The organism is Inhella proteolytica (assembly GCF_016093275.1).
Lineage (GTDB): Bacteria > Pseudomonadota > Gammaproteobacteria > Burkholderiales > Burkholderiaceae_C > Inhella > Inhella proteolytica.
The window spans coordinates 21,730-44,279 of record NZ_JAEDAK010000022.1; the positions used below are offsets into that span (position 1 = coordinate 21,730).

27 protein-coding genes are annotated in these 22,550 nt (G+C 67.7%); 9 read left to right on the plus strand and 18 right to left on the minus strand.

The window, feature by feature from the left end; all coding sequences use genetic code 11:
- Position 1: 1 nt before the first annotated feature.
- From paaE to I7X39_RS21130, 7 genes are all read right to left on the minus strand, one after another.
- On the minus strand, positions 2 to 1,084 hold the full coding sequence (paaE, locus tag I7X39_RS21100) for a 1,2-phenylacetyl-CoA epoxidase subunit PaaE (protein WP_198113285.1): 1,083 nt from the start codon (positions 1,082 to 1,084) through the stop codon (positions 2 to 4).
- A 109-nt stretch (positions 1,085 to 1,193) separates the two neighbouring features.
- Complete coding sequence (paaD, locus tag I7X39_RS21105) at positions 1,194 to 1,685, minus strand: 1,2-phenylacetyl-CoA epoxidase subunit PaaD (RefSeq protein WP_198113287.1); 492 nt, start codon at positions 1,683 to 1,685, stop codon at positions 1,194 to 1,196.
- A complete protein-coding gene (paaC, locus tag I7X39_RS21110) occupies positions 1,685 to 2,470 on the minus strand; it encodes a 1,2-phenylacetyl-CoA epoxidase subunit PaaC (protein WP_198113289.1) in 786 nt (261 codons plus the stop codon). Before paaC ends, paaD begins: the two co-directional genes overlap by 1 nt.
- Complete coding sequence (paaB, locus tag I7X39_RS21115; protein WP_198113291.1) at positions 2,470 to 2,763, minus strand: 1,2-phenylacetyl-CoA epoxidase subunit PaaB; 294 nt, start codon at positions 2,761 to 2,763, stop codon at positions 2,470 to 2,472. Before paaB ends, paaC begins: the two co-directional genes overlap by 1 nt.
- Positions 2,760 to 3,758 carry a 1,2-phenylacetyl-CoA epoxidase subunit PaaA gene (gene paaA, locus I7X39_RS21120; RefSeq protein WP_198113293.1) on the minus strand — a complete coding sequence of 333 codons (999 nt, stop codon included), beginning with the start codon at positions 3,756 to 3,758 and terminating at the stop codon, positions 2,760 to 2,762. Before paaA ends, paaB begins: the two co-directional genes overlap by 4 nt.
- A gap of 3 nt (positions 3,759 to 3,761) precedes the next feature.
- Positions 3,762 to 4,208 carry a hydroxyphenylacetyl-CoA thioesterase PaaI gene (gene paaI, locus I7X39_RS21125; protein WP_198113295.1) on the minus strand — a complete coding sequence of 149 codons (447 nt, stop codon included), beginning with the start codon at positions 4,206 to 4,208 and terminating at the stop codon, positions 3,762 to 3,764.
- Positions 4,198 to 4,995, minus strand: coding sequence for an enoyl-CoA hydratase-related protein (locus I7X39_RS21130; RefSeq protein ID WP_198113297.1), 798 nt, complete (start codon positions 4,993 to 4,995; stop codon positions 4,198 to 4,200). Before I7X39_RS21130 ends, paaI begins: the two co-directional genes overlap by 11 nt.
- Positions 4,996 to 5,178: 183 nt before the next feature.
- On the opposite strand from I7X39_RS21130, the gene I7X39_RS21135 reads away from it, so the two are divergent.
- The 4 genes from I7X39_RS21135 (at position 5,179) to I7X39_RS21150 (ending at position 7,337) form a co-directional block, all read left to right on the plus strand.
- Complete coding sequence (locus tag I7X39_RS21135; RefSeq protein WP_198113299.1) at positions 5,179 to 5,799, plus strand: phenylacetic acid degradation protein PaaY; 621 nt, start codon at positions 5,179 to 5,181, stop codon at positions 5,797 to 5,799.
- A gap of 265 nt (positions 5,800 to 6,064) precedes the next feature.
- Positions 6,065 to 6,379, plus strand: coding sequence for a nucleotide pyrophosphohydrolase (locus I7X39_RS21140; RefSeq protein WP_198113300.1), 315 nt, complete (start codon positions 6,065 to 6,067; stop codon positions 6,377 to 6,379).
- Positions 6,376 to 7,044 carry a 3'-5' exonuclease gene (locus tag I7X39_RS21145; protein ID WP_310739954.1) on the plus strand — a complete coding sequence of 223 codons (669 nt, stop codon included), beginning with the start codon at positions 6,376 to 6,378 and terminating at the stop codon, positions 7,042 to 7,044. The genes I7X39_RS21140 and I7X39_RS21145 overlap by 4 nt, the downstream gene beginning before the upstream one ends.
- 107 nt (positions 7,045 to 7,151) lie before the next feature.
- A complete protein-coding gene (locus I7X39_RS21150) occupies positions 7,152 to 7,337 on the plus strand; it encodes a hypothetical protein (RefSeq protein ID WP_198113302.1) in 186 nt (61 codons plus the stop codon).
- A gap of 55 nt (positions 7,338 to 7,392) precedes the next feature.
- Here the strand turns inward: I7X39_RS21150 and I7X39_RS21155 are convergent, their stop codons facing one another.
- Positions 7,393 to 8,451: a hypothetical protein gene (locus I7X39_RS21155; RefSeq protein ID WP_198113304.1), complete on the minus strand. Its 1,059-nt coding sequence runs from the start codon at positions 8,449 to 8,451 to the stop codon at positions 7,393 to 7,395.
- Between the two features lie 109 nt (positions 8,452 to 8,560).
- On the opposite strand from I7X39_RS21155, the gene I7X39_RS21160 reads away from it, so the two are divergent.
- Entirely contained in the window at positions 8,561 to 9,544 is a 984-nt protein-coding gene (locus I7X39_RS21160; RefSeq protein ID WP_198113306.1) for a helix-turn-helix transcriptional regulator, read from the plus strand.
- Here the strand turns inward: I7X39_RS21160 and I7X39_RS21165 are convergent.
- Together I7X39_RS21165 and I7X39_RS21170 are read right to left on the minus strand one after the other, a co-directional pair.
- Positions 9,541 to 10,767: a DEAD/DEAH box helicase gene (locus tag I7X39_RS21165; RefSeq protein WP_198113308.1), complete on the minus strand. Its 1,227-nt coding sequence runs from the start codon at positions 10,765 to 10,767 to the stop codon at positions 9,541 to 9,543. The genes I7X39_RS21160 and I7X39_RS21165 overlap by 4 nt on opposite strands.
- Complete coding sequence (locus tag I7X39_RS21170; RefSeq protein WP_198113309.1) at positions 10,764 to 11,351, minus strand: cob(I)yrinic acid a,c-diamide adenosyltransferase; 588 nt, start codon at positions 11,349 to 11,351, stop codon at positions 10,764 to 10,766. The genes I7X39_RS21165 and I7X39_RS21170 overlap by 4 nt, the downstream gene beginning before the upstream one ends.
- A gap of 74 nt (positions 11,352 to 11,425) precedes the next feature.
- Here I7X39_RS21170 and I7X39_RS21175 point away from each other — a divergent pair, with 74 nt between their 5' ends.
- Positions 11,426 to 12,025 (plus strand): lysophospholipid acyltransferase family protein, encoded by a 600-nt coding sequence (locus tag I7X39_RS21175; RefSeq protein ID WP_310739955.1) that lies wholly within the window; start codon positions 11,426 to 11,428, stop codon positions 12,023 to 12,025.
- On the opposite strand, the gene I7X39_RS21180 is transcribed toward I7X39_RS21175, so the two are convergent.
- Positions 12,026 to 12,301, minus strand: a complete 276-nt coding sequence (locus I7X39_RS21180; RefSeq protein WP_198113311.1) for a hypothetical protein — start codon at positions 12,299 to 12,301, stop codon at positions 12,026 to 12,028. It abuts the gene before it with no gap.
- A 102-nt stretch (positions 12,302 to 12,403) separates the two neighbouring features.
- Here I7X39_RS21180 and I7X39_RS21185 point away from each other — a divergent pair, with 102 nt between their 5' ends.
- Entirely contained in the window at positions 12,404 to 12,556 is a 153-nt protein-coding gene (locus I7X39_RS21185) for a hypothetical protein (protein WP_198113313.1), read from the plus strand.
- Positions 12,557 to 12,602: 46 nt separating this feature from the next.
- Here I7X39_RS21185 and I7X39_RS21190 read toward each other — a convergent pair whose 3' ends face one another.
- Positions 12,603 to 13,007 carry a nuclear transport factor 2 family protein gene (locus I7X39_RS21190; protein ID WP_198113315.1) on the minus strand — a complete coding sequence of 135 codons (405 nt, stop codon included), beginning with the start codon at positions 13,005 to 13,007 and terminating at the stop codon, positions 12,603 to 12,605.
- Between the two features lie 84 nt (positions 13,008 to 13,091).
- Between I7X39_RS21190 and I7X39_RS21195 the strand changes: the two genes are divergently transcribed.
- Positions 13,092 to 14,477: an FAD-binding oxidoreductase gene (locus I7X39_RS21195; RefSeq protein WP_232352107.1), complete on the plus strand. Its 1,386-nt coding sequence runs from the start codon at positions 13,092 to 13,094 to the stop codon at positions 14,475 to 14,477.
- Between the two features lie 27 nt (positions 14,478 to 14,504).
- On the opposite strand, the gene I7X39_RS21200 is transcribed toward I7X39_RS21195, so the two are convergent.
- The 6 genes from I7X39_RS21200 to I7X39_RS21225 form a co-directional block, all read right to left on the minus strand.
- A complete protein-coding gene (locus I7X39_RS21200) occupies positions 14,505 to 16,010 on the minus strand; it encodes a SpoVR family protein (RefSeq protein WP_232352110.1) in 1,506 nt (501 codons plus the stop codon).
- A 107-nt stretch (positions 16,011 to 16,117) separates the two neighbouring features.
- Complete coding sequence (locus I7X39_RS21205; protein WP_198113381.1) at positions 16,118 to 17,371, minus strand: YeaH/YhbH family protein; 1,254 nt, start codon at positions 17,369 to 17,371, stop codon at positions 16,118 to 16,120.
- A 13-nt stretch (positions 17,372 to 17,384) separates the two neighbouring features.
- On the minus strand, positions 17,385 to 19,307 hold the full coding sequence (locus I7X39_RS21210; RefSeq protein WP_198113319.1) for a PrkA family serine protein kinase: 1,923 nt from the start codon (positions 19,305 to 19,307) through the stop codon (positions 17,385 to 17,387).
- Positions 19,308 to 19,559: 252 nt separating this feature from the next.
- The gene (locus I7X39_RS21215; RefSeq protein ID WP_198113321.1) at positions 19,560 to 20,447 is read right to left on the minus strand and encodes a ParB/RepB/Spo0J family partition protein; all 888 of its coding nucleotides are present in this window, start codon (positions 20,445 to 20,447) and stop codon (positions 19,560 to 19,562) included.
- 14 nt (positions 20,448 to 20,461) lie between these two features.
- Positions 20,462 to 21,007, minus strand: a complete 546-nt coding sequence (locus I7X39_RS21220) for a hypothetical protein (protein ID WP_198113323.1) — start codon at positions 21,005 to 21,007, stop codon at positions 20,462 to 20,464.
- Positions 21,007 to 21,594: an RBBP9/YdeN family alpha/beta hydrolase gene (locus I7X39_RS21225; RefSeq protein WP_198113325.1), complete on the minus strand. Its 588-nt coding sequence runs from the start codon at positions 21,592 to 21,594 to the stop codon at positions 21,007 to 21,009. The genes I7X39_RS21220 and I7X39_RS21225 overlap by 1 nt, the downstream gene beginning before the upstream one ends.
- Here I7X39_RS21225 and argC point away from each other — a divergent pair.
- Positions 21,593 to 22,534: an N-acetyl-gamma-glutamyl-phosphate reductase gene (argC, locus tag I7X39_RS21230; RefSeq protein ID WP_198113327.1), complete on the plus strand. Its 942-nt coding sequence runs from the start codon at positions 21,593 to 21,595 to the stop codon at positions 22,532 to 22,534. The two genes, I7X39_RS21225 and argC, sit on opposite strands and share 2 nt — an antisense overlap.
- The last annotated feature ends 16 nt before the right edge of the window (positions 22,535 to 22,550 follow it).

The following is a 22,550-nucleotide window of genomic DNA, read 5'->3' on the forward strand; positions in this document are numbered from 1 at the left end:
CTCAGCGCTCATCAAAACTGAGCGTCACCTTCGGCGTCAACGCATGCGCCTGACACGCCAGCACGAAGCCCGCCGCCAGCTCATGCTTCTCCAGCGCGAAGTTGCGGTCCATGCGCACCTCGCCCTCCAGCACCTTGCAGCGGCAGGTGGAGCACACGCCGCTCTTGCAGGAGTAGGGCACGTCCATGCCGACACGGGCGGCAGCATCGAGCAGGCTGGGGTCGGAGGCCAGCACCTCGATGACGCGGGTGAAGCCGTCGCGGATCACGGTGACCTGGGCCTGGGCGGCGTCGCCGGGCTTGAGTTCGTGCGGTGCGGGTTTGCCCTGCTGCATCTCGGGCGTGCCGAAGCGCTCGATATGGATGCGTTCCTCGGCCACGCCGGCGGCGCGCAGCGCGGCCTCGGCCTCGTCGTTCATCTGGAAGGGGCCACAGATGAAGGCGTGCGAGATGCTGGCCGGCGGCACCAGGGTGTTGAGGAAGGCGGCGACCTTGTCGCGGTTCAGCACGCCTGCGAAGAGGTCGGACTCGACTGCCTCGTCGCTGAACACGGCGTGGAGGGCCAGGCGGCCGGTGTAGCGGTCCTTGAGGTCGGCAATCTCGTCCTTGAACATGGTCGAGTTGACGCGGCGGTTGCCGTACAGCAGCGTGAAGCGGCTCTTGGGTTCACGCGCCAGCACGGTCTTCATGATGGACAGGATGGGCGTGATGCCCGAGCCGCCGGCCACGCCCAGGTAGTGGCGCGCTTCAGCGGGTGCCAGCGGCACGAAGAAGCGACCCTGGGGCGGGAAGACCTGGATCACGTCACCCGCCTTGAGCTGGCTGTTGACCCAGTGGGAGAACTTGCCGCCCGCCACCTTGCGCACGCCCACGCGCAGCAGGCCGTCGTCGAGGCCGGCGCAGATCGAGTAGCTGCGACGCAGGTCCTCGCCGTTCACCGATGCGCGCAGGGTCAGGTATTGGCCCTGGGTGAATTGGAAGACCTCACGCAACTCGGCCGGCACGTCGAAGCGGACGATGACCGCCTCGTCGGTATCGGGCTCGACGGCTGCCACGCGCAGCTCATGAAAGTGCAGGCTAGTCATTGCAACCCCCCGGTCGCCGTGGACGACGACCGACCCCCCGAGGGGGTGCGGACCGGCTTGGGAGCGGCCCGGCGCTCGGTCCGCCAAAGAATGCGCTTCGCGTGATCAGTCATATCGGTTTGAAGTACTCGAAGGGTTCGCGGCAGGCGGTGCAGCGGTAGAGCGCCTTGCAGGCGGTGGAGCCGAAGGCGGAGAGGCGTTCGCTTTTCGCTGAGCCGCAGCGCGGGCAAGGGATGGACTCGTGAAGGCGCAGCGGCTGGGTGACGGCAGCCGTGCCACTGGGCGGAGCGATGCCGTACTGGCGCAGCTTCTCGCGTGCCTCGGGGCCGATCCAGTCGGTCGTCCAGGCCGGGCTGCGGCGCTGTTCGATGCGCAGGGGCTGGAAGTCCTGCAGCGCGGTGCGCACCTCGGTCTCGATCAGCTCGGTGGCCGGGCAGCCGCTGTAGGTGGGTGTCAGCACCACGGTGAAGCCACCGTCGGCGTCCTCGCGCAGCTCGCGCACGATGCCGAGCTCGACCAGCGAGAGCGCCGGCACCTCGGGGTCCAGCACGGTCTGCAGGACGGCCCAGGCTTCGTCGCGACGGCTGCGCACCAGATTCATCACCAGGTGCCGCCCGGGTAGGCGCGCTGCAGGTATTGCAGATCGCTCAGCAGATGGCCGAGGTGCTCGCTGTGCGCGCCGTGGCGGCCGCGGTGGGCGTTCGGGCGGTCCTTGGGGAGTTTCAGCGTGGCCTGGGCCAGCACGGGTTCCACCAGGGCGCGCCACTCGGCTTGCAGGCTGGCCCAGCTCGGGCCCAGCTTCTCGGCCTCGGCGGCGGCGTCCACCTCGTCGCCTTCAAACAGCTCGCCCAAGTAAGGCCAGGCGCGCTCCAGCGCGGCCTGCATGCGGACCTGGGAATCGGCCGTGCCGTCGCCCAAGCGCACGCACCAGTCGGCGCTGTGCTGGAGGTGGTAGCGGGCTTCCTTGAGCGACTTCTCGGCGATGGCGGCCAGCTCGGTATCGCAGCTGTCCAGCAGCTTGGTCCACAGCAGGTTGAACCAGGCGGCAGTGAGGAAGTTGCGCACCACGGTGAAGGCGAAGTCGCCTGGGCGGCGGCCGTCCACCGCGTGCGGCAGTTCGAACAGCACCGGGTTCAGGAACTGGTGCTCCAGACGCAGCATGGCGAGCTGGTCTTCGTCCAGGCCATCGGCGGCGCCGGCATGCGTGAGCAGCGCGCGCGCCTGGCCCAGCAGGTCCAGCGCCATATTGGCCTGGGCCAGGTCCTCTTCCAGGATGGGGCCATGGCCGCACCACTCGCTGTTGCGCTGGCTGAGGATCAGCGCGGCATCGGCGATGCGCAGCAGGTAGCGCTGGGTGTGGGTGTTGGAGAGCTTCATCGCACCCATCACATGTGATCGACCGAGGCCGGCAGCTTGTAGAAGGTCGGATGGCGGTAGACCTTGTCGTCGGCGGGGTCGAAGAGCTGACCCTTCTCACCGGGGTCGCTGGCCACGATGTGCTCGCTCTTCACCACCCAGATCGACACGCCTTCCTGGCGGCGGGTGTAGACCTCACGGGCCATCTGCACGGCCATCGCGCTATCGGGGGCGTGCAGGCTGCCGCAGTGCTTGTGGTCCAGGCCGCTCTTGGCGCGCACAAAGACTTCCCACAGCGGCCATTCGTTGGTGTTCATGCTCATGCGGCTTCCTTTGCGGTGTGTTGCTTGCGGGCATGGGCCAGCGCGGCCTCGCGCACCCATTCGCCTTCGTCCCAGGCGCGCACGCGCGTGGCCAGGCGTTCGCGGTTGCAGGGGCCATCGCCGCCCACCACGCGCCAGAACTCGTCCCAGTTGATGGGGCCGAAATCCCAATGGCCGCGTTCTTCGTTCCACTTCAGCTCGGGGTCGGGCAGGCTGATGCCGAGCACCTTGGCCTGGTCGACGGTGGCGTCCACGAACTTCTGGCGCAGCTCGTCGTTGCTGTTGCGCTTGATGCCCCAGCGCATGCTCTGTTCGCTGTGCAGGCTGTCCGAATCGGGCGGGCCGAACATCATCAGAGAGGGCCACCACCAGCGGTTCACGGCGTCCTGCACCATGGCCTTCTGGGCTTCGGTGCCGTTTTGCATCATCACCAGCAGGCTCTCGTAGCCCTGGCGCTGGTGGAAGCTTTCTTCGCGGCAGACGCGGATCATGGCGCGGGCGTACGGCCCGTAGCTGCAGCGGCACAACGGCACCTGGTTCATGATGGCCGCGCCATCCACCAGCCAGCCGATCACGCCCACATCCGCCCAGGTGACGGTGGGGTAGTTGAAGATGGAGCTGTACTTGGCCTTGCCGGTGTGCAGGGCGTCGAGCATCTGGTCTCGAGAGGTGCCCAGCGTTTCGGCAGCGGCGTAGAGGTAGAGGCCGTGGCCACCCTCGTCCTGCACCTTGGCCAGCAGGATGGCCTTGCGCTTGAGCGTGGGCGCGCGGCTGATCCAGTTGCCCTCGGGCAGCATGCCGACGATCTCGGAATGCGCGTGCTGGCTGATCTGGCGCACCAGGGTCTTGCGGTAAGAGCTAGGCATCCAGTCCTTGGGCTCGATGTAGTCGCCGGCGTCGATGCGCGCCTGAAAGGCCGCCTCTTTGGCCTGCTCCTCGGCGGTGGCCACGGCCAGCTGCTTTTCCTGCTCCAGGCTCAGCGATTGGGTGTACATGGATCAGTCTCCTGACACGGGTAATTCGGGAACAACACGGCGGTCCTTCAGGCGATAGGCGCGGCCGCGGAATTCGGCGATCAGTTCGTCGCGCTGGTTGCGCACCTGCACGTCGTACAGGCCGGTGCGGCCGGTGGCGGCCTTGCGCTGGGCATGGGCGGTGAGCACATCGCCCTCGCGCGCGCCGGCCACGATGTCGATGGCATAGCCCGAGGCCACGGTGAGCGCATTGCCGCTGTTGCAGGCAAAGGCGAAGGCGGAATCGGCCAGGGTGCCGATGAGCCCGCCATGGCAGAGCGCAAAGCCGTTCAGCATGTCGGCGCGGATGGGCATGGACAGCCGCGCCGTGCCGGGGCCGACGGCTTCGAGCTGCATGCCCAGGGCCTGCGAGGCGCGGTCCTGCGCCCACATGGCCTCGGCCACGGCTTGGGCCAGTTGTTCAGCGGTCATCGAACTGGGGCGGGCGCTTTTGCATGAAGGCGGCCACGCCTTCGGAGTAGTCGTGCGCAAAGCCGAGCTGGCTTTGGGCGCGGCTTTCGGCACGCAGCGCGGGCTCGAATTCGCTGCGCTGGGCGGCGTCGAACAGGCGGCGCGTTTCCACCAGGGCGCGGGTGGGCAGACTGGCCAGGCGCAGGGCGGCGGCCTTGGCGGCGCCAAAGAGCTGCTCGGCCTGCACGGTGCGGGCCACCAGGCCCAGCAGTTCGGCGTCGGTGGCGCTGAGCTTGTCGCCGAGCAGCGCCATTTCCATCGCCTTGGCGCGACCCACCAGGCGCGGCAGCAGCCAGGTGGCGCCGCAGTCGGGGATCAGGCCGATCTTGTTGAAGCCCAGCACGAAGACCGCGGCATCGCTGGCATAGACCAGATCACAACCCATGGCCAGGCTCATGCCGGCACCGGCGGCCACGCCATTGACGGCGCAGACGGTGGGCACGCGGCAGTCGCGCAGCGCCAAGGCCATGGGGATGTAGTAGTGGTCGATCAGGTGGCCGATGTCCTTGGGCTTGCCGCCCGGGTTCGGTGCCACGAAGGGGTCGCTCAGGTCTTGCCCGGCGCAAAAGCCCCGGCCCTCGCCGGTGATCAGGATGGCGCGCACGCCCACATCCGCACCCAGCCGGTCCAGCGCCTCGCGGATCTGCACCAGCATGTCCGCGGTGAAGGCGTTCAGCGCCTGCGGGCGGTTCAAACGCAGGATGGCGATGTTCTCTTCGCGCTCGATCAGGATCTGCGGCTCGGCCATGAGGGGGGCTCCGGAAGCCTGTGGACAAGGCTGTGCAAAGCCTTTGCGCACGGGCGGGACAACAGGTGGATGGGCTGTGGACGGTGCGATGCTTGCTGCTGCGCCAAACCGCTGCAAAAAGCACCTGACCGACCGGTCGGTCGATCATACGGTCTGCTTGTTTGACCGCCATCAGGAAACCCCATGCCCTGCTATGCCATTGACGGCGTGATTCCCGTCGTCCACCCCAGCGCCCATGTGCACCCCACGGCGGTGCTGATCGGCGACGTGCACATCGGCCCCGGCGCCTACATCGGCCCGAACGCCAGCCTGCGTGGCGACTTCGGCCGCATCGAGATCCACGAGGGCGCGAATGTGCAGGACTGCTGCGTGCTGCACGGCTTCCCGCGCAAGCTCTGCGTGGTGGAGCGCGACGGCCATGTGGGCCATGGCGCCATCCTGCACGGCTGCCGCGTGGGCGAGGGCGCGCTGGTGGGCATGAACGCGGTGCTGATGGACGAGGTGGTGCTGGGCGCGCGCGCCATCGTGGCCGCGCATGCCTTTGTGGCCGCCGGGCAGCAACTGCCGGCCGAACATCTGATCGTCGGCAGCCCGGCCAAGGTGCTGCGGCCGCTGCGGGCCGAGGAAATCGCCTGGAAGGCGGCCGGCACCGCCACTTATCAACAGCTGACGAAACGCTGCCTGGAATCGCTGCGCGAGGTGCAGCCCTTGGCCGAAGCCGAGCCGAACCGGCCGCAACTGCCGGTTTTCGAGGTCGCCCCCAAGCTGGAAACGGCCGGCCGGGACAAGCCTGTGGATGGCTGAAGAACAAGAGGGGGCTTATCCACAGGCCGGGGCCGTTTGGCCAAGTTGTTGTCGTTTCGGGTGCAGCGGCGCAGGCCCTCCGCCCACAGCCTCAAAACCGCCTCAAACGCTTGTCACCATTCGGTTTTTTGACTTGTCCACAGTTTCGGCGCGCCTCTACTACCACCACCAATTTAAAAATCTAAAACTGCATGTGAATACCAAAGGCAGAACTTCTCCTCCTCCCGCCGCCCGTCCCCTGTTTTTCTGATCACTTCCCGAGCCCATGGACCTTTCAGCCTGGCAGCAACGCCTGCTTGCCTTTGCCGCCGATCGCGAGTGGCCGCCCTATCTGAACCCCAAGAACATCGCGATGGCGCTGAGCGTGGAGGTGGCCGAGCTGGTGGAGTGCTACCAGTGGCTGGACCCTGAACAGGCACGCCAGCTGACGGACGCGGAGCCCGGCCGCACCCAGGTGGCCGAGGAAATGGCCGATGTGCTGATGTATCTGCTGCATCTGGCCCGCGAAACCGGCATCGACCTGGAAGCCGCCTGCGAGGCCAAGCTCAAGCGCAACGCCCAGAAGTACCCGGCACCGTGAGTTGGAGCGACAAGGAGCTGCTGGCGGTGGTGGACTTCGAAACCACCGGCATGTCCCCCAAGCAAGGCGCGCGGGCCACCGAGGTGGCGGTGGTGTGGGTGCGCGGGGACGAGCTGGTGGACCAGTACAGCAGCCTGATGCACACGGGCGTGCCGATCCCGCCCTTCATCGAGCGCCTCACCGGCATCAGCAACCGCATGCTGGAAACGGCCAACCCGGCCGCCACGGTGATGCGCGAACTGGCCGAGCGCCAGCCACCCTGCCCGCTGATTGCCCACAACGTCGGCTTTGACGCGCAGTTCTGGCGCGACGAGATGCTGCGCGCTGATTGCCCGGACCATGCGGAACCGGCACGGCTGTGCACCGTGAAGCTGGCGCGCCGGCTCTACCCCCAGGCGGCCAACTGCAAGCTCGGCACCCTGGCCGCCTTTCACGCACTGCAGCCCCAGGGCCGCGCCCACCGGGCCCTGGCCGATGCCATGACCACCGCCCTGCTGTGGCTGCAGATGCGCCAGGACATCGTGCACCACCTGGGTGGTGAGCTCGGCGGAGCGCCCGTTACCTTCGCGCTGGCGGACCGTTTGCAGGCCCTGCCCTTCGCCCAATGGCCACGGGCGGCGCGCGCCCATGCCAAGTCTTTGGCACTGGGCGAAATCTTGTTATGAGCGACATGACCCAGCGGGCGGCTGGGCTCGTTACCTTTTGATAGATTCCCGGCCCTGATAACGAAACGGCTATGGGAAACCGTCTTGGCACCGCACGTCCCGATGGGATGTGGAAACTGGTCTTCTATGAGCGCAAGGGCATGCGCATGGTGGTGGATAAATCCGCCCCCTGGCTGCCCAACCGTGCCGCGGCGGAAAGCTGGGCCCAGTTCTATATGCGCCAGGGCTATCACATTGGTTTGCAGGCCCAAGACGGGCGCATTGAGCGCCTGAGTGAGGGGCTGCCCGGCTGAGCCGCCACCGAGCAGGGGCCCGTCTCGCGGGACCCGGCTGGGGAGCGCTCTCCTCTCAGTGCAGCTCGACCCAACCCTCGGTGGCACCCGCCTCGGCGTGGTGCTCCACATGGCAGCCGGCCGGCGCCGGCAGCTTCAAGAGCAGGGCCTCCAGATCCACCCCTTGCAGCAGCTGCAGCAGCTGCACCCAGCGGCGCTGCACGCGCTCATCGCACCACACATCCTCCAGGCGCCACAGCAACTCCATGCCCTGGAGCTGTGGCAGGCGCAGCGCGTGGGGCGCCAGCGCGGCCCAAAGGCCATGGGCGGCCTGGCGGGCGGCCACGCCGGGCAGGGCGTCGTGCAGGGCGGTGCCGCGCGCGGCCCAGCCCTCCAGGGCCAGCTGACGGCCCACCCAGGCCTGCAGGGCCTGCTGGGGGTTCAGCAGGCGCAGGCGGTTCGGGGGCAGCACCGGCAGGGGGCTGGGCGCGGCATCGTGCGGCGTCACCAGGCGCACCAGTGCGGCCAGGCGGGCCCAGGCGGCGCCGTCCAGGCCGGCCTCGCTGCCGCCCTGGGTAGCCAGGCGTTCGGCCGTGGCCTGCAGCTGGCGTGCCGAGCGGCCGGCCAGGGCCTGCGCTGCCGTGCGGCCCAGTTGCACCAGATGGCCGGCGGCATATCCGAGATCCTGGCGCAGGCGCGCCCAGACGCGTTGCTGCGGGTGGTTCAGTTCATCTTGCAGGGCCGCGCGGCTGACCGGGCAATGGCTGCGGCGCAGCTGGCGCAGGTAATGCGGGGTCAGCAGCTGGTCTTCGAAGGGCAGGCCCTCCTGCCAGGCCTGCAGGCGCAGGCCCAGCCAGGCGCGGGTGCCGGCGGCCACTTCGCGCTGGCGCGGCAAGCTGTGGGTTTGCAGGGCGGCATGAAAGCCCTGGAACAGTGGCGAGGCCGGGTGCAGGTGCGCGGCCGGCAGGGCCACATGGTGGAGCGCATGGTCGAAACCCAGCTGCCAGCCGGCCGGGTCGGAGACCGCCTCGGCGCTGCGCGGCAGCGGCAGCACCGGCAGGGCGCTGTCTTCGAACAGCAGATCGGTCTGCGGCTCGGCGGCCAGAACGCGGCGCAGGGCATTGGGCTTGTGCATGACGGTCTCCAACAAGGGTCGATGTCGAACAGTCTGGCAACCAAGTAGCTCAATACGTGAGCCACCTGCGATACTGGACAAATTTCCAGATCAGCACTTACCCTGAACAATGGACCGAACCGAGCGCTTTTACAAGATCGAGATGCTGATCCGTTCGCGCGGCTGCGTGCACATTGACACGCTGCTGGCCGAACTGGAGGTCTCGCGCGCCACGCTGAAGCGCGATCTGCAATACCTGCGCGAGCGCCTGAACGCGCCGATCGAGTACGACGCGCAGTCGAACGGCTACCGCTTTGGGGCCGAAAGCTGGCGCGGTACCAAGCACGAGCTGCCCGGGGTCTGGCTCAGCGAACACGAGCTGCACGCGCTGCTCACGCTGCACCAGATGCTGGAAGGCCTGGACGAGGGCGAGCTGCTGGGCCGCCACCTGGCGCCGGTGTTCGAGCGCATCCACGCCATGCTGGGCTTGGATGAAGCGGCGGCACGCGAGCTGCAGCGCCGCATCAAGCTCATCAGCACCGCACGCCGGCGCAGCAACACTGCGCATTTCGAGCTGGTGTGCAGCGCCGTGCTCAAGGGCCTGCGGCTGGAGATCGGCTACCGCAAGCGCAGTGGCGGCGCGCAGGGCAGCCGGCTCGACGTTCGCGAACTTTCACCCCAGCGCTTGGTGCATTACCGCCACGCCTGGTACCTGGATGCCTGGTGCCACCGCAGCGCCGGCCTGCGCCGCTTTGCGCTGGACGCAATGGCCTCGGCCAAGCTGCTGGAAGCCAAGGCGCAGCGCCTGCCGCTCAAAACCCTGGAAGCCGAGCTGGACCGGGGCTACGGCATCTTTGCCGGTGGCACCGAGCAATGGGCTGAGTTGCGCTTCAGCCCCGAGGCTGCGGCCTGGGTGGCGCACGAGGAATGGCACCCCAAGCAGCAGGCCGAGCGCGCCGCCGACGGCAGCCTGACGCTGCGCCTGCCCTATGTGGACAAGACCGAGCTGCTGATGGACCTGCTGCGCCATGCCGGCCAGGTGCAGGTGCTGGCGCCGGCTGAACTGGCGCAGGCCTTTGCCGAGCGCCTGCGCTCGGCCGTTGCTCAGCTTTAGCGCAGCCCCGCTGCGCGCAGCTTGTCCTTCTTGCTCGGCCGCTTGCCCTTGATGCCGCCGCTGGCGGTGGCCTCACTGGCCACGGCCTGAGGTTCGAAGCCGGGAATCTGTTCGCGCGCCACGCGCTGGCCCTGGCGCTTCTCGATCAGGCGGAAGTGCGATTCGGCGTTGGTGGGGCTGTCGGCGCAGATGAAGCTGATGGCTACCCCTGCCTGACCCATGCGACCGGCACGGCCGATGCGGTGGGTGTAATCGGCCGCGGCACGGGGCAGGTCGAAGTTGATGACGGCGGAAAGGCCCGGCACATGCAGGCCGCGGGCGGCCAGATCGGTGCAGACCAGCACGTGCAGCTTGTTGCTCTTCAGAGCGGCCAGCAGGTCGCGGCGCGCACCTTGGCTGAGTTCGCCATGCAGGGCGGCTGCCTGGAAGCCGTTTTGCAGCAGCTTGTCGGCCACATGTTCGGCGCCATGGCGGCTGGCGACGAAGACCATGGCGCGTGGCCAGTCCTCGTTCTTCAGCAGATGGCGCAGCAGCGGGCCGCGCTGGGCGGCGTCCACCTGGATGGCGCGCTGGGTTAGCAGTGTGGGCAGGGCGGCCAGGTCCACGCGCAGCGGGTTCTGCAGCAGGGCGTCGGCAATGGATTGCAGGGTGCTGGGCAGCGTGGCGCTGACGAGCAGGTTCTGGCGCGGGCGCGGCAGCAGGGCCTCGGTGGCCTGCCATTCATCGGCAAAGCCGCTGGCCATCAGGCGGTCGGCCTCGTCCAGCACCAAGGTCTGCACCGCCTCCAGGCTCAGGCCGTTGTGGTCGATGACGTCGAGCAAACGCCCGGGCGTGGCGACCACGCAATCGCATCCGCCGCGCAGGCCCATCAGCTGCGGGTTGATGGACACGCCGCCGAACAGCAGGGCCACACGGATGCGCTGCGGCAATGCGGCGGCCAGTTCGCGCAGGGTGTCGGCGATCTGCACCGCCAGCTCGCGCGTGGGCGCCAGCACGAGGGCGCGCGGGTGGCGGCCGGCTGGCGTCTGCAGCAGGCGCTGCAGCAGGGGTAGGGCATAGGCGGCGGTCTTGCCCGAGCCGGTCTCGGCCAGGGCCAGCAGGTCGCGCCCGGCCAGCACGGCCGGGATGGCGGCGGCCTGCACCGGCGTGGGTTCGTCCAACTCGGCCTGGCGGGCGGCGTGCACCAGCGCGGGCTGCAGGCCCAGTTCGGCAAAGGGGCTCAAGAGTCTTCCGCCTCGTTGCGCGCCAGGCGCTCGCTCTTCCAGTAGACGTCGTCGCCGCCCAGGCCGTCGAGATTGGCGCGGTTCAGCACCCGGGCCAGCACGAACATCAGGTCGGAGAGCCGGTTCAGGTACTGACGCGGTGCGGCGTTCACACCCTCTTCGCCTTCGGCCAGGGCCACCACGGCGCGTTCGGCGCGGCGGGCGATGGTGCGGGCCACATGGGCCAGCGCGGCACTGCGGGTGCCGGCGGGCAGGATGAATTCCTTCAGGCGCGGCAGGGCGGCGTTGTGTACCTCCAGCGCCTGGTCCAGCGCGCTGACGGCTTCAATCTTCAGCAGGCTGTAGCCCGGCATGGAAAGCTCGCCGCCCAGATTGAAGAGCTCGTGCTGGATGACGACCAGCAGTTCGCGCACCGCCTCGGGCAGGGGCTCGCACAGCAGCAGGCCGAGCTGGGAATTGAGTTCGTCCACATCGCCCATGGCGGCAATGCGCAGATGGGTCTTGGGAACGCGGCGGCCATCGCCCAGGCCGGTGGTGCCATCGTCACCGGTGCGGGTGGCGATCTGTGTGAGTCGGTTGCCCATGGGAGCTCTCTGCAGGGGAAGCCGGCATCTTGCCAGCCCTGGTCAAGCCCCGCGCGGCCACCGACACTGGCGCCATGAAACTGCCGTCCACCATCTTCAACACCGCCTGGCTGCAGCCGCCGATGCGGACGTTTGCGCGCTGGTTCTTTCGCGTCAAGGGCTGGCGCATCGAGGGCGAACTGCCACCCGAGGCGCAACGCTGCGTGCTGATTGCCGCCCCGCACACCAGCAACTGGGACCTGCCCTATATGCTGCTGGCGGCCTTTGCGCTGCGCATGGACGTGCACTGGATGGGCAAGGCCAGCATCTTCAAGTTCCCCTGGGGCCCGCTGATGCGTTGGCTGGGTGGCATTGCGGTACAGCGCGGCGAGCAGCGCGGCAATCAGGTGGAGGCCGCCGTGCAGGCGGTGCGCGCAGCCGAGGGCCCCTTGCAGCTGGTGATCGCCCCCGAGGGCACGCGCAGCCGCGTGCGGGAGTGGAAGACGGGCTTCTACCGCATCGCCCAGGGGGCGCAGCTGCCCATCCTGCCGTCCTACCTGGACTTCGGCAGCCGCCGTGTCGGCCTGGGGCCGCTGTTCTGGCCCACCGGGGATGCCGAGGCCGACATCGCGCAGTTGCGCGCCTTCTACGCGCCCTTCAAGGGCCTGCGCGAAGACCTGTTCGACGGCAGCTGATCAGCCGTGGCGCTGGCCGCTGCGGTGCGGCGGCGGCTTGGCGGCATGGCCCTGCGGGTGCTTCGGGCCGGCTGCGTCGGCGGGGTGGGCGCGCTGCTCGCGTGGTGGCTCCACCTCGGGCCGTGGCTGCACGAACTGCTGGCTCGCCTGCTTGCCCCAGTCTCCCAGCCAGCGCTTCAGCCAACCGCCGGACCAGGCGGTCCACAGCGCCCACAAGAGCGCCAGCCCGATGGCCAGACCCAGCAGCCACACGCCCGAAGGCAGATCCGATGTCATGCGCCCTGCTCCATTGACCGACGCCGCGATGCTGGCACTGCACGCCCGGGCTGGCAAGCCGGCCGCAGAATGCCGGCTTTCAACCCGAGCTGGAGAGTGGCCATGAAGATCTGTCCGATTGCCGTGGTGGCGGGCTGCCGCAAGTGCCCGGCCTTCTCGATCTGCCCGCTCAAGACGGTGCTCGGTGACCAGCCGCCGGCCAAGCCCGAGCCGGAAGCCAAGGCAGAGGCGCCGCGCAAGAAGGGCAAGTCGTAAGCCGCCTGCCCGCGCGTGGCGCGGGCCGCCGCAGACTGAAGTCGCTTCAGCGCGCCGCCTCGATGTGCTTGGCGCTGTCCAGGTAATGGCGGAAGGCGTCGATCTGGCCGGCCTGGTTGAAGCGGAACCAATGGATCTCGTCGTCCTGCACGCGGCGGCCGTTGGGCAGGGTGACGTCGATGGCGACGCGGCCGATGACCTCATTGCCACCGGCCAGTATCTGCTGCACGTCGAAGCGGTGGAAGGTGAAGCCGGCGATCAGCTCGAAGAACTGTTGGGCGCCGGCGGGGCCCTGACGTTCCTTCATCCAAGGCACGCCCGCGGCGTGGGCACTGTGGTTGGGCCAGTGCTCCCAAGCGATGTCGGGCGCCAGCTGGGCCAGGATGAAGGCAATGTCGCCGCGGCCGAAGGCGGCGTAGACGGTCTGGATGGTTTCGATGGGGTGGCTCATTCGGGCGCTCCGTGGGTTTGAGGTCTGCTCCTTACGCAGGGTGCCTGGCGCTGGATGCGCGTCGGATGCACAAGAATCCCCGTCATGAACCGCCTCAGCCCCGCGCAGCAGGCCGCACTGCAATCGACATTCGGTGAGCGCCTGAGCCTGCGCGCGGCGGACCGCGCCAGCCACGGGCGTGACGAATCCTTCTACGCCCCCGCCGAGCCCGATGCGGTGCTGTTTGCCGAATCGGTGGAGGACGTGCAGGCCCTGGTGGCCTGGTGCCATGCCGAGCGCGTGCCGCTGATCCCCTTCGGTGCCGGCACCTCGCTGGAAGGCCATGTGCTGGCGGTGCAGGGCGGCATCAGCCTGGACCTGATGCGCCTGAACCGCATCCTGCGCATCGATGCCGAGGACCTCAGCTGCTCGGTCGAACCCGGCGTCACGCGCGAGCAGCTGAATGCCGCGCTGCGTGACCAGGGTCTGTTCTTCCCCATCGACCCTGGCGCCAACGCGAGCCTGGGCGGCATGGCGGCCACGCGCGCCAGCGGCACGAATGCAGTGCGCTACGGCACCCTGCGTGAGAACGTGCTGGGCCTGCACGCGGTGCTGCCGGCCCTGGGCCTGATCCGTGCTGGCAGCCGCGCCAAGAAGAGCAGCGCCGGCTACGACCTGGCGCGATTGCTGGTGGGCAGCGAGGGCACGCTGGGCGTCATCACTGAGCTCACCCTGAAGCTGCATCCGCTGCCCGAGCAGGTGGCGGCGGCCGCGGTGCAGTTCCCCTCGGTGGCTGCGGCGGTGCGCACCACCATCGCCCTGGTGCAAAGCGGCGTGCCGATCGCGCGCTGCGAGCTGCTGGACGTGCACGCGGTGCGCGCCGTGAATGCCCACGATGGCCTGGGCCTGGCGGAAGCACCGCTGCTGCTGCTGGAGTTCCACGGCAGTGCCAGCAGCGTGCGCGAGCAGATCGAGACTGTGCAGGCCTGTGCCGCGGAGCAGGGCGGTCTGCAGTTCGCCTGGGCCGAGACACCCGAGGCGCGCAGCAAGCTCTGGCGCGCCCGCCACCACGCCTACTGGAGCGCGCTGCAAAGCCGCCCGGGCTGCCGCTGCCTGACCACCGACGTGTGCGTGCCGATCTCGCGCCTGGCCGAGGCGGTGGAGACGGCGGTGGCGGCGGCCGAGGCCGCGCAACAGCCGCACTTCATCGTCGGCCATGTGGGCGACGGCAACTTCCATATCGGCTACCTGATCGATCCCGCACGGCCCGAAGAGCTGGCGCGTGCCGAAGCGCTGGCCGCGCAGCTGGTGCAGCTGGCCCTGGCGCTGGAAGGCACCTGCAGCGGCGAACATGGCGTGGGCCTGCACAAGCAGGGCTTTCTGCTGCAGGAAGCCGGGGCGCCTGCGGTGGCGGCAATGCGTGCCATCAAGGCGGCGCTGGACCCGCATGGGGTGATGAACCCCGGCAAGATCTTCAGCCGCCAGGGCTGAAGGGTCGACAAGGCCTGATCGGGCGCTTCAGGCCGCCGGTCCTGGCACGCTGAAGTGCTGCACCACCTCGTCCTTGCCGTTCACCGATTCCAACTGCACGCCAAAGCCCCAGAGCCGCGCCACATGCTTGAGCACTTCGAGCGCGCTCTTGTCGAGCGGGCGGTTCTGGTGCTGGGTGTGGCGCAGGGTCAGTGAGCGGTCGCCGCGCAGGTTGACGTTCCACACCTGGATATTGGGTTCGCGCGTGCCGAGGTCGTAGTTGGAGGCCAGGACCTGGCGCACATGGCGGTAGCCCTCGGGGTCGTGGATGGCGCTGATCAGGTAGTCCTTCTCGGTCTCGTCGTCCAGCACCGAGAAGAGGCGGAAGTCGCGCATCAGCTTCGGGCTCAGGTACTGGGCCACGAAGCTTTCGTCCTTGAAATTGCGCATGGCGTGCTGCAGCGTGGGCAGCCAGGGCGCACCGGCCATGTCGGGGAACCATTCGCGGTCCTCGGCCGTCGGGGCCTCGCAGATGCGCTTGATGTCGGTGTACATCGCAAAGCCCAGCGCGTAGGGGTTGAGCGGCTGCATGCGGCGCTGCATCACCACATTGGTGTGCGAGCTCAGCCACTCGATCATCATGCCGTCGGCCAGGTAGCCGTCGTCGTACATCTGGTTGAGCAGGCGGTGGTGCCAGAAGGTGGCCCAGCCTTCGTTCATCACCTGCGTCTGGCGCTGCGGGTAGAAGTACTGCGCCACCTTGCGCACGATGCGCACGATCTCGCGCTGCCAGGGTTCCAGCAGCGGGGCGTTCTTTTCGATGAAGTAGAGGATGTTCTCCTGCGGCTCGGCCGGGAAGCGGCGCACTTCCTTTTCTTCTTCTTCCTCGGCCCGGCGGGGCAGCGTGCGCCAGAGGTCGTTGATCTGGCGCTGCATGTAGTTCTCACGCTCTTCCAGCTTGGCGCGCTCTTGCGCCAGCGAGAGCTTGGCCGGGCGGCGGTAGCGGTCCACGCCATGGCTCATCAGCGCGTGGCAGCTGTCCAGCACCTGCTCCACGGCATCCACGCCATGACGCTCCTCGCACTGCGCCACGTACTTCTTCGCGTAGACGAGGTAGTCGATGATGCTGGAGGCATCCGTCCACATGCGGAACAGATAGTTGCCCTTGAAGAAGCTGTTGTGGCCGTAGGCCGCGTGGGCAATCACCAGGGCCTGCATGGCCAGGGTGTTCTCCTCCATCAGGTAGCTGATGCAGGGGTCGGAGTTGATGACGATCTCGTAGGCCAGGCCCATCTGCCCGCGCTTGTAGTTGCGCTCGGTGGCGATGAACTCCTTGCCATAGCTCCAGTGCCGGTAGTTCACCGGCATGCCCACGCTGGCATAGGCGTCCATCATCTGCTCGGCGCTGATGATCTCCAGCTGGTTGGCGTAAGTGTCCAGGCCGTAGCGCTCGGCGGTGGCGCGGATGACCTCGTGGTACTGCTCGATCAGCTCGAAGCTCCAGTCGCTCGGGCTGGGCAGGGGCTGGCTGGGGCGCTGGCTCAGGGGCTTCATCTCCTGCAGGGGGGGCGGCGCGCGCCGGCCGCCCCATTCGTGGCGGTCTGCTCCGGTGCTCAGGTGGCGGCGGTTTTCCAGCGAACCCATGGCGTTGAGCTCCGTCGTCATGCCGCGGCACGCCCTTCCTTGCGGAACAGGTCGCGGAACACGGGGTAGATCTGGTTCACCGCGGTGGCCTTGCGCATCGCGAAGTGCGGCACCTCGTCGGCCAGCTGGCTGTACTCATCCCACAGGTTCTGCTCGGGCTCGGCCACCTGCACGTAGGCGAAGTAGCGGCACATGGGCAGGATCTGGGTCTGCAGGATCTCCTTGCAACGGCTGCTGTCGTGGTGCCAGTTGTCGCCATCGCTGGCCTGCGCGCCGTAGATGTTCCATTGGCTGGCGGGGTAGCGCGCCTTCTGGATTTCATCCATCAGCACCAGCGCGCTGCTGACCACGGTGCCGCCGGTCTCGGTGGCGTGGAAGAAGTTCTGTTCGTCCACTTCCGCCGCCTGCGTGTGGTGGCGGATGAAGACCAGCTCGACCTTCTCGTAATGCTTGGTCAGGAACAGGTAGAGCAGGATGAAGAAGCGCTTGGCCAGGTCCTTGCGCCCTTCGTCCATGCTGCCGCTGACGTCCATCAGGCAGAACATCACCGCATTGGTGCTGGGCACGGGCACGCGCACGCGGTTGCGAAAACGCAGGTCGATCGGGTCGAGGTAGGGGATGGCTTCGAGGCGGCGCTTGAGCTCGGCGATCTCGGCCAGCACCTCGGTGCGGCGCGGCTCCATCGCGCGCTCCAGCTCTTCTTCCAGCTCCTGCAGGCGGCGGCGCTTGTCCATGCCCAGGGCGATGCGGCGGCTCAGGGCCCCGCGCATGCTGCGCACCACATGCAGATTGGTGGGCGAGCCATCGCTCACAAAGCCGGCGCGGTGGGTCTTCCACTCGGGCTGTTCGGTCAGCTCGGTGCGCACCAGGTGGGGCAGGGCCAGGTCCTCGAAGAAGACCTCCATGAATTCCTCGCGGCTGAGGTGGAAGACGAAATCGTCTTCGCCCTCGCCGCTGTCGCTGGCCTGCGAGCCGCCGCCCTGCCCTTGCCCGCCCTGCGGCTTGGGGCTGCGGTCCCCTTTCACGAACTCCTTGTTGCCCGGCCGCACCATTTCGCGCGTGCCGCCCTCGCCATGGTGAAAGGTCGGCTCGCTCAGGTCCTTCTTCGGGATGCGGATGTCCTCGCCCTTCTCGATGTCCTTGATCGAACGGCCATCGATGGCGCGGCGCACGGCGTCCTTCACCTGCTCCTTCACGCGGCGCAGAAAGCGCTCGCGGTTGCCGATGGACTTGTTCTTGCCCGACAGGCGCCGATCGATGATCGATTGCAGCAAGGCCTTCTCCTCAGCTGGACTTCCTCACGCGCAAGTACCACTCGCACAGCAAGCGCACCTGCTTGGCCGTGTAGCCCTTGTCCACCATGCGCTGCACGAAGTTCTCGTGCTTCTTCGCGTCTTCGGCGCTGGCCTTGGCGTTGAAGCTGATGACGGGCAGCAGGTCCTCGGTGTTGCTGAACATCTTCTTTTCGATGACGGCGCGCAGCTTCTCGTAGCTGGTCCAGCTCGGGTTCTTGCCCTGGTTGTTGGCGCGCGCGCGCAGCACGAAGTTGACGATCTCGTTGCGGAAGTCCTTGGGGTTGGCGATGCCGGCGGGCTTCTCCATCTTTTCCAGTTCGGCATTCAGCGCGGCGCGGTCGAACACCTCGCCGGTGTCGGTGTCGCGGTATTCGCTGTCCTGGATCCAGTAGTCCGCGTAGGTCACGTAGCGGTCGAACAGGTTCTGGCCGTACTCGCTGTAGCTCTCCAGGTAGGCGGTCTGGATCTCCTTGCCGATGAACTCGGCATAGCGTGGCGCCAGGGTCTCCTTGATGAAGCCGACGAACTTTTCTTCGACCTCTTTCGGGAACTGCTCGCGCTCGATTTGCTGCTCCAGCACGTACATCAGGTGCACCGGGTTGGCAGCGACCTCCTGGCTGTCGAAGTTGAAGACCTTGGAGAGGATCTTGTAAGCAAAGCGCGTGCTGATGCCGGCCATGCCTTCATCCACACCGGCGTAGTCGCGGTACTCCTGGATGGACTTGGCCTTGGGGTCGGTGTCCTTGAGGTTCTCGCCGTCGTAGATCAGCGCCTTGCTGTAGAGCGAGCTGTTCTCGGGCTCCTTCAGGCGCGTCAGCACGGCGAACTGCGCCATCATCTTCAGCGTTCCCGGCGCGCAGGGTGCCTGGCTAAGCGATGAGTTGCGGATCAGCTTCTCGTAGATCTTGATCTCTTCGGTGATGCGCAGGCAGTAGGGCACCTTGACGATGTAGATGCGGTCCAGGAAGGCTTCGTTGTTCTTGTTGTTGCGGAAGCTCTTCCACTCGCTCTCGTTCGAGTGCGCCAGGATGATGCCGTCGAAGGGAATCGCGCCGAAGCCCTCGGTGCCTTTGAAGTTGCCTTCCTGCGTGGCCGTCAGCAGCGGGTGCAGCACCTTGATCGGCGCCTTGAACATCTCGACGAATTCGAGCAGGCCCTGGTTGGCCAGGCACAGGCCACCGCTGAAGCTGTAGGCGTCGGGGTCGTCCTGCGCAAAGGTCTCTAGCTTGCGGATGTCGACCTTGCCAACCAGGCTGGAGATGTCCTGGTTGTTCTCGTCGCCCGGTTCGGTCTTGGCCACGCCGATCTGCTTGAGCACCGAGGGGTAGCGCTTGACGACGCGGAACTGGCGGATGTCGCCGCCGAACTCTTCCAGGCGCTTGACGGCCCAGGGGCTCATGATGCGGTTGAGGTAGCGGCGCGGAATGCCGTATTCCTTTTCCAGCACCGGGCCGTCCTCGGTGGCATCGAAGAGCCCCAGCGGGCTCTCGTTCACCGGCGAGCCCTTGATGGCATAGAAGGGCACCTGCTCCATCAGCTGCTTGAGCCGCTCGGCAATCGAGCTCTTGCCACCGCCCACCGGGCCCAGCAGGTAGAGGATCTGCTTCTTCTCTTCCAGGCCTTGGGCGGCGTGGCGGAAGTAAGCGACCACTTGCTCGATCGCGTCTTCAAGACCGTAGAACTCGGCGAAGGCCGGATAGATCTTGATGAGCTTGTTCTGAAAGATCCGTGACAGGCGCGGGTCGTTGCGCGTGTCGATCATCTGCGGCTCGCCGATTGCCTTGAGCATGCGCTCGGGCGCCGTGGCGTAGGCCAGCGGGTTGCGTTTGCATTCGGCCAGGTACTCCTCGATCGTGAGTTCCTCGACCTTGGTGCGCTCGTAGCGCGCCGCGAAGTGGCTGATCACATCCATCGCATCCTCCTGTGTCCAGGCGGCATGGGGTGTGACCTGAAACCGGGCACACAGCCCATGTCGGCATCAATCAAAACCGTTGAGCCCATCATGCATCAAATGGGCGCGGCGCGCTTGTGCCGGCAATGACACCCGACCAGGGTGTGCGGAGGAGCGACGGATGGGGCGCGTGTCTCCCGACACGCACCCCGCCGCGTTGACTGCGATATGGCGAAGCGCGACTTCGGACCGAGGGTGCGCGTGACTAGCGCTTCAAGCGGAGCCAGCCCGCAGCCGCTCAATCACCCCTTGCAGCGCATCCAGCGAACCAAACGCGATCGCCAGCTCGCCTGACTGCCCGCGCCGGCCGCTCTTGAGCACGCGGATTTCCACTTGGCTGGCGAGCAGATCGGACAGCTCTTCCTCCAGTCGCAGCAGGTCGCGCGGCTTCTCGTGCTTGACGCGCAGCAGCGGCTTTTGCCGTCCGGCAGCTTGGCGGGCGACGAGCTTTTCGGTGTCGCGCACGCTGAGCTTCTTGGCCACCACTTCGTGCGCGGTGGTGATCTGGTGGGCGCCGTCCAGCGCCAGCAGGGCGCGGGCGTGGCCCATGTCGAGGTCGCCGGCCATCAACAGGTTCTGCACGGGCTCGGCCAGCTGCAGCAGGCGCAGCAGGTTGGTGGCCGCGGTGCGCGAGCGCCCCACCGCCTGGGCGGCTTGCTCGTGCGTGAGCTGAAACTCATCCACCAGGCGCTTCAGGCCCTGGGCTTCTTCCAGCGGGTTCAGGTCTTCGCGCTGGATGTTTTCGATCAGCGCCATCACGGCGGCCGATTCGTCCGGCACTTCCTTGACCAGCACCGGTACCTCGGTCAGCCCGGCCAGCTGGCTGGCGCGGAAGCGTCGTTCGCCGGCAATGATCTCGTAGCGGTTCGGGCCTACTGGCCGCACCAGGATGGGTTGCATCACGCCCTGGCTCTTGATGCTCTCGGCCAGCTCGTAGAGCGAGCCCTCGTCCATGCGCGTGCGCGGCTGGTACTTGCCGGCTTGCAGCTGGTTGACGCGCAGGGTGCTGGGTTGGCCAGCGGGGGCCGGGCTGTCGCTCACCTTGGGGCCGAGCAATGCATCCAGGCCGAGGCCGAGGCCTTTGGGTCGTTTGGTCGCCATGGGCGCGGATTGTCTTAGCTAGCGCGCTCGCGTTTGCGCGCCGCCGGTTGCAGGATCTCCCGATCCAGGTAAGCGCGCAGCTTCAGGCGCCGCGGATCCATGCGCTCGGCGGCCTCGCCCAGGTGCTGGTGCAGGGCGCTGACCTTGATCCACAGCAGCTTGCCCTTGAGCCCGAGTTCGTGCGCCTCGCGCCATTGGTTGGGGAAGCGCGCCTTGAAGGCGGGGTCCTTCTGCAGGCCGAGCAGGCGGCGCACTGAGGTCTCGTCGATCCAGCAGTCGCGGCCGTCGTCATGCACGTCCAGCGCCTGCCCGCCGAAGGCGTAGTGCTTGCCCTGGCGTGGTGCGGCCTGCCATTGCACCCAGCGCCGCCAGGCCTCGCCCAGGCTGCGGTCCGCCCAATGCTGGGCGGCGATCAGGATGGCCAGAAAGCCGACGGCGCCGGCCCAGCCGGAGATCAGATAACCCAGCGCGACGAACAGTGCGTAGCAGAAGGCGCGGAAGGCCAGGCGCTTGAGCGGGCTGTGCAGCCATAGCGGGTCGTCGTCGGGTTCGCGCTGCATCAGTCGGGCTCCAGCAGGCTGCGCAGGTAGGAGCGGCCTTGCGGCCACAGGCCCAGGCCGCTGTCGGCGTTCACATGGCCGCAGGCTCCCAGGCTGATGCAGCGTGCGCCCCAGGCCTGCGCCAGTGCGGGGGCGCGGCCGGCGCGGTCGAAGGGGTCATCGCTGCTGTGCAGCAGCAGGGCCGGGAAGGGCAGGGGCTGCAGCACCGGTTCGTTCCAGCTCGGGCGCAGGGCGGCGGGCCAGTCGCTCTGGGCCGGGTCGGGCGGGGCCACCAGCAGGGCGCCGGCCACCTGGGCGGTGTGCCGGCTGTGCGCGGCCCAGGCGGCTACCAGATGGCAGCCCAGGCTGTGGGCGGCCAGCAGCACGGGGCGGGGCTGGTCGAGCAGCACCTCGTCCAGGTGCGCCATCCAGTCGCCGCGCCGCGGCGTCTCCCAGTCGTGTTGCTGCACGCGCAGGTCCCCGAAGTAGGACTCCCAGAGCGTCTGCCAATGCCCTTCGCCCGAATTCAACCAACCGGGCAGCAGCAGCACGGAAGGGGCGTTGGGGGACGGAGAATCCGCGACCCCCGGATGAGGAAGCACAGCCATGGCAACGCGCGTTTTTGTGGACGGTCATGAAGGCACCACTGGCCTTCGCATTCATGAGTATCTGGCCGCCCGTGCCGACATCGAACTCCTGGTGATCGACAGCGACAAGCGCAAGGACGTGCAAGAGCGCGCCCGCCTGCTGAACGCCGCAGACGTGGCCTTCCTTTGCCTGCCCGACGCCGCCGCCAAGGAGGCTGTGGCGCTGATCGAGAACCCGAACACCTGCGTCATCGACGCCAGCACCGCACACCGCACGCAGCCCGGCTGGGCCTTCGGCCTGCCCGAACTGGCGGCCGACCAGCGCGCCAAGCTGCGCCAGTCCAAGCGCATTGCCAACCCGGGCTGCCATGCCTCGGCCTTCATCCTGGCGGTGCGCCCTTTGGTAGATGCCGGCCTGTTGCCGGCCGATGCACGCGTGACGGCCAACTCCATCACCGGCTACTCGGGTGGCGGCAAATCCATGATTGCCCAGTACGAGGCGGGTGGCGATGCCAAGCTGCAAAGCCCACGCCCCTACGCGCTGACGCTGACGCACAAGCACCAGCCCGAGATGGCCGCGCACACGGGACTGGCCCACCCACCGCTGTTCCAGCCCATCGTCGGCCCCTTCTACAAGGGCCTGACGGTGAGCCTGCCCCTGCACCTGGCCGATCTGAAGCCCGGCAGCACCCCGGAGCAGATCCATGCGGTGCTGGCCGCGCGCTACAGCGGCGAGCCTTTTGTGCGCGTGCTGCCGCTGCGCGATGCCGACACCCTGAAGGACGGCTTCTTCGACGTGCAGGGCTGCAATGACACCAACCGCGTCGATCTCTTTGTCTTCGCCAGCGATCGCCACGCGATGGTGATGGCCCGCCTGGACAACCTGGGCAAGGGCGCCAGCGGCGCGGCGGTGCAGAGCATGAACGTGCACCTCGGCGTCGAGGAAGGCCTGGGGCTTTGACCCGGGCCCTGGGGCG

Coding starts and splice junctions, on each gene's coding strand:
- paaE (WP_198113285.1), bottom strand. CDS start 1,084: ATGACTAGCCTGCACTTTCATGAGCTGCGCGTGGCAGCCGTCGAGCCC.
- paaD (WP_198113287.1), bottom strand. CDS start 1,685: ATGAATCTGGTGCGCAGCCGTCGCGACGAAGCCTGGGCCGTCCTGCAG.
- paaC (WP_198113289.1), bottom strand. CDS start 2,470: ATGGGTGCGATGAAGCTCTCCAACACCCACACCCAGCGCTACCTGCTG.
- paaB (WP_198113291.1), bottom strand. CDS start 2,763: ATGAGCATGAACACCAACGAATGGCCGCTGTGGGAAGTCTTTGTGCGC.
- paaA (WP_198113293.1), bottom strand. CDS start 3,758: ATGTACACCCAATCGCTGAGCCTGGAGCAGGAAAAGCAGCTGGCCGTG.
- paaI (WP_198113295.1), bottom strand. CDS start 4,208: ATGACCGCTGAACAACTGGCCCAAGCCGTGGCCGAGGCCATGTGGGCG.
- I7X39_RS21130 (WP_198113297.1), bottom strand. CDS start 4,995: ATGGCCGAGCCGCAGATCCTGATCGAGCGCGAAGAGAACATCGCCATC.
- I7X39_RS21135 (WP_198113299.1), top strand. CDS start 5,179: ATGCCCTGCTATGCCATTGACGGCGTGATTCCCGTCGTCCACCCCAGC.
- I7X39_RS21140 (WP_198113300.1), top strand. CDS start 6,065: ATGGACCTTTCAGCCTGGCAGCAACGCCTGCTTGCCTTTGCCGCCGAT.
- I7X39_RS21150 (WP_198113302.1), top strand. CDS start 7,152: ATGTGGAAACTGGTCTTCTATGAGCGCAAGGGCATGCGCATGGTGGTG.
- I7X39_RS21155 (WP_198113304.1), bottom strand. CDS start 8,451: ATGCACAAGCCCAATGCCCTGCGCCGCGTTCTGGCCGCCGAGCCGCAG.
- I7X39_RS21160 (WP_198113306.1), top strand. CDS start 8,561: ATGGACCGAACCGAGCGCTTTTACAAGATCGAGATGCTGATCCGTTCG.
- I7X39_RS21170 (WP_198113309.1), bottom strand. CDS start 11,351: ATGGGCAACCGACTCACACAGATCGCCACCCGCACCGGTGACGATGGC.
- I7X39_RS21175 (WP_310739955.1), top strand. CDS start 11,426: ATGAAACTGCCGTCCACCATCTTCAACACCGCCTGGCTGCAGCCGCCG.
- I7X39_RS21180 (WP_198113311.1), bottom strand. CDS start 12,301: ATGACATCGGATCTGCCTTCGGGCGTGTGGCTGCTGGGTCTGGCCATC.
- I7X39_RS21185 (WP_198113313.1), top strand. CDS start 12,404: ATGAAGATCTGTCCGATTGCCGTGGTGGCGGGCTGCCGCAAGTGCCCG.
- I7X39_RS21190 (WP_198113315.1), bottom strand. CDS start 13,007: ATGAGCCACCCCATCGAAACCATCCAGACCGTCTACGCCGCCTTCGGC.
- I7X39_RS21195 (WP_232352107.1), top strand. CDS start 13,092: ATGAACCGCCTCAGCCCCGCGCAGCAGGCCGCACTGCAATCGACATTC.
- I7X39_RS21200 (WP_232352110.1), bottom strand. CDS start 16,010: ATGAAGCCCCTGAGCCAGCGCCCCAGCCAGCCCCTGCCCAGCCCGAGC.
- I7X39_RS21210 (WP_198113319.1), bottom strand. CDS start 19,307: ATGGATGTGATCAGCCACTTCGCGGCGCGCTACGAGCGCACCAAGGTC.
- I7X39_RS21215 (WP_198113321.1), bottom strand. CDS start 20,447: ATGGCGACCAAACGACCCAAAGGCCTCGGCCTCGGCCTGGATGCATTG.
- I7X39_RS21220 (WP_198113323.1), bottom strand. CDS start 21,007: ATGCAGCGCGAACCCGACGACGACCCGCTATGGCTGCACAGCCCGCTC.
- argC (WP_198113327.1), top strand. CDS start 21,593: ATGGCAACGCGCGTTTTTGTGGACGGTCATGAAGGCACCACTGGCCTT.
- I7X39_RS21225 (WP_198113325.1), bottom strand. CDS start 21,594: ATGGCTGTGCTTCCTCATCCGGGGGTCGCGGATTCTCCGTCCCCCAAC.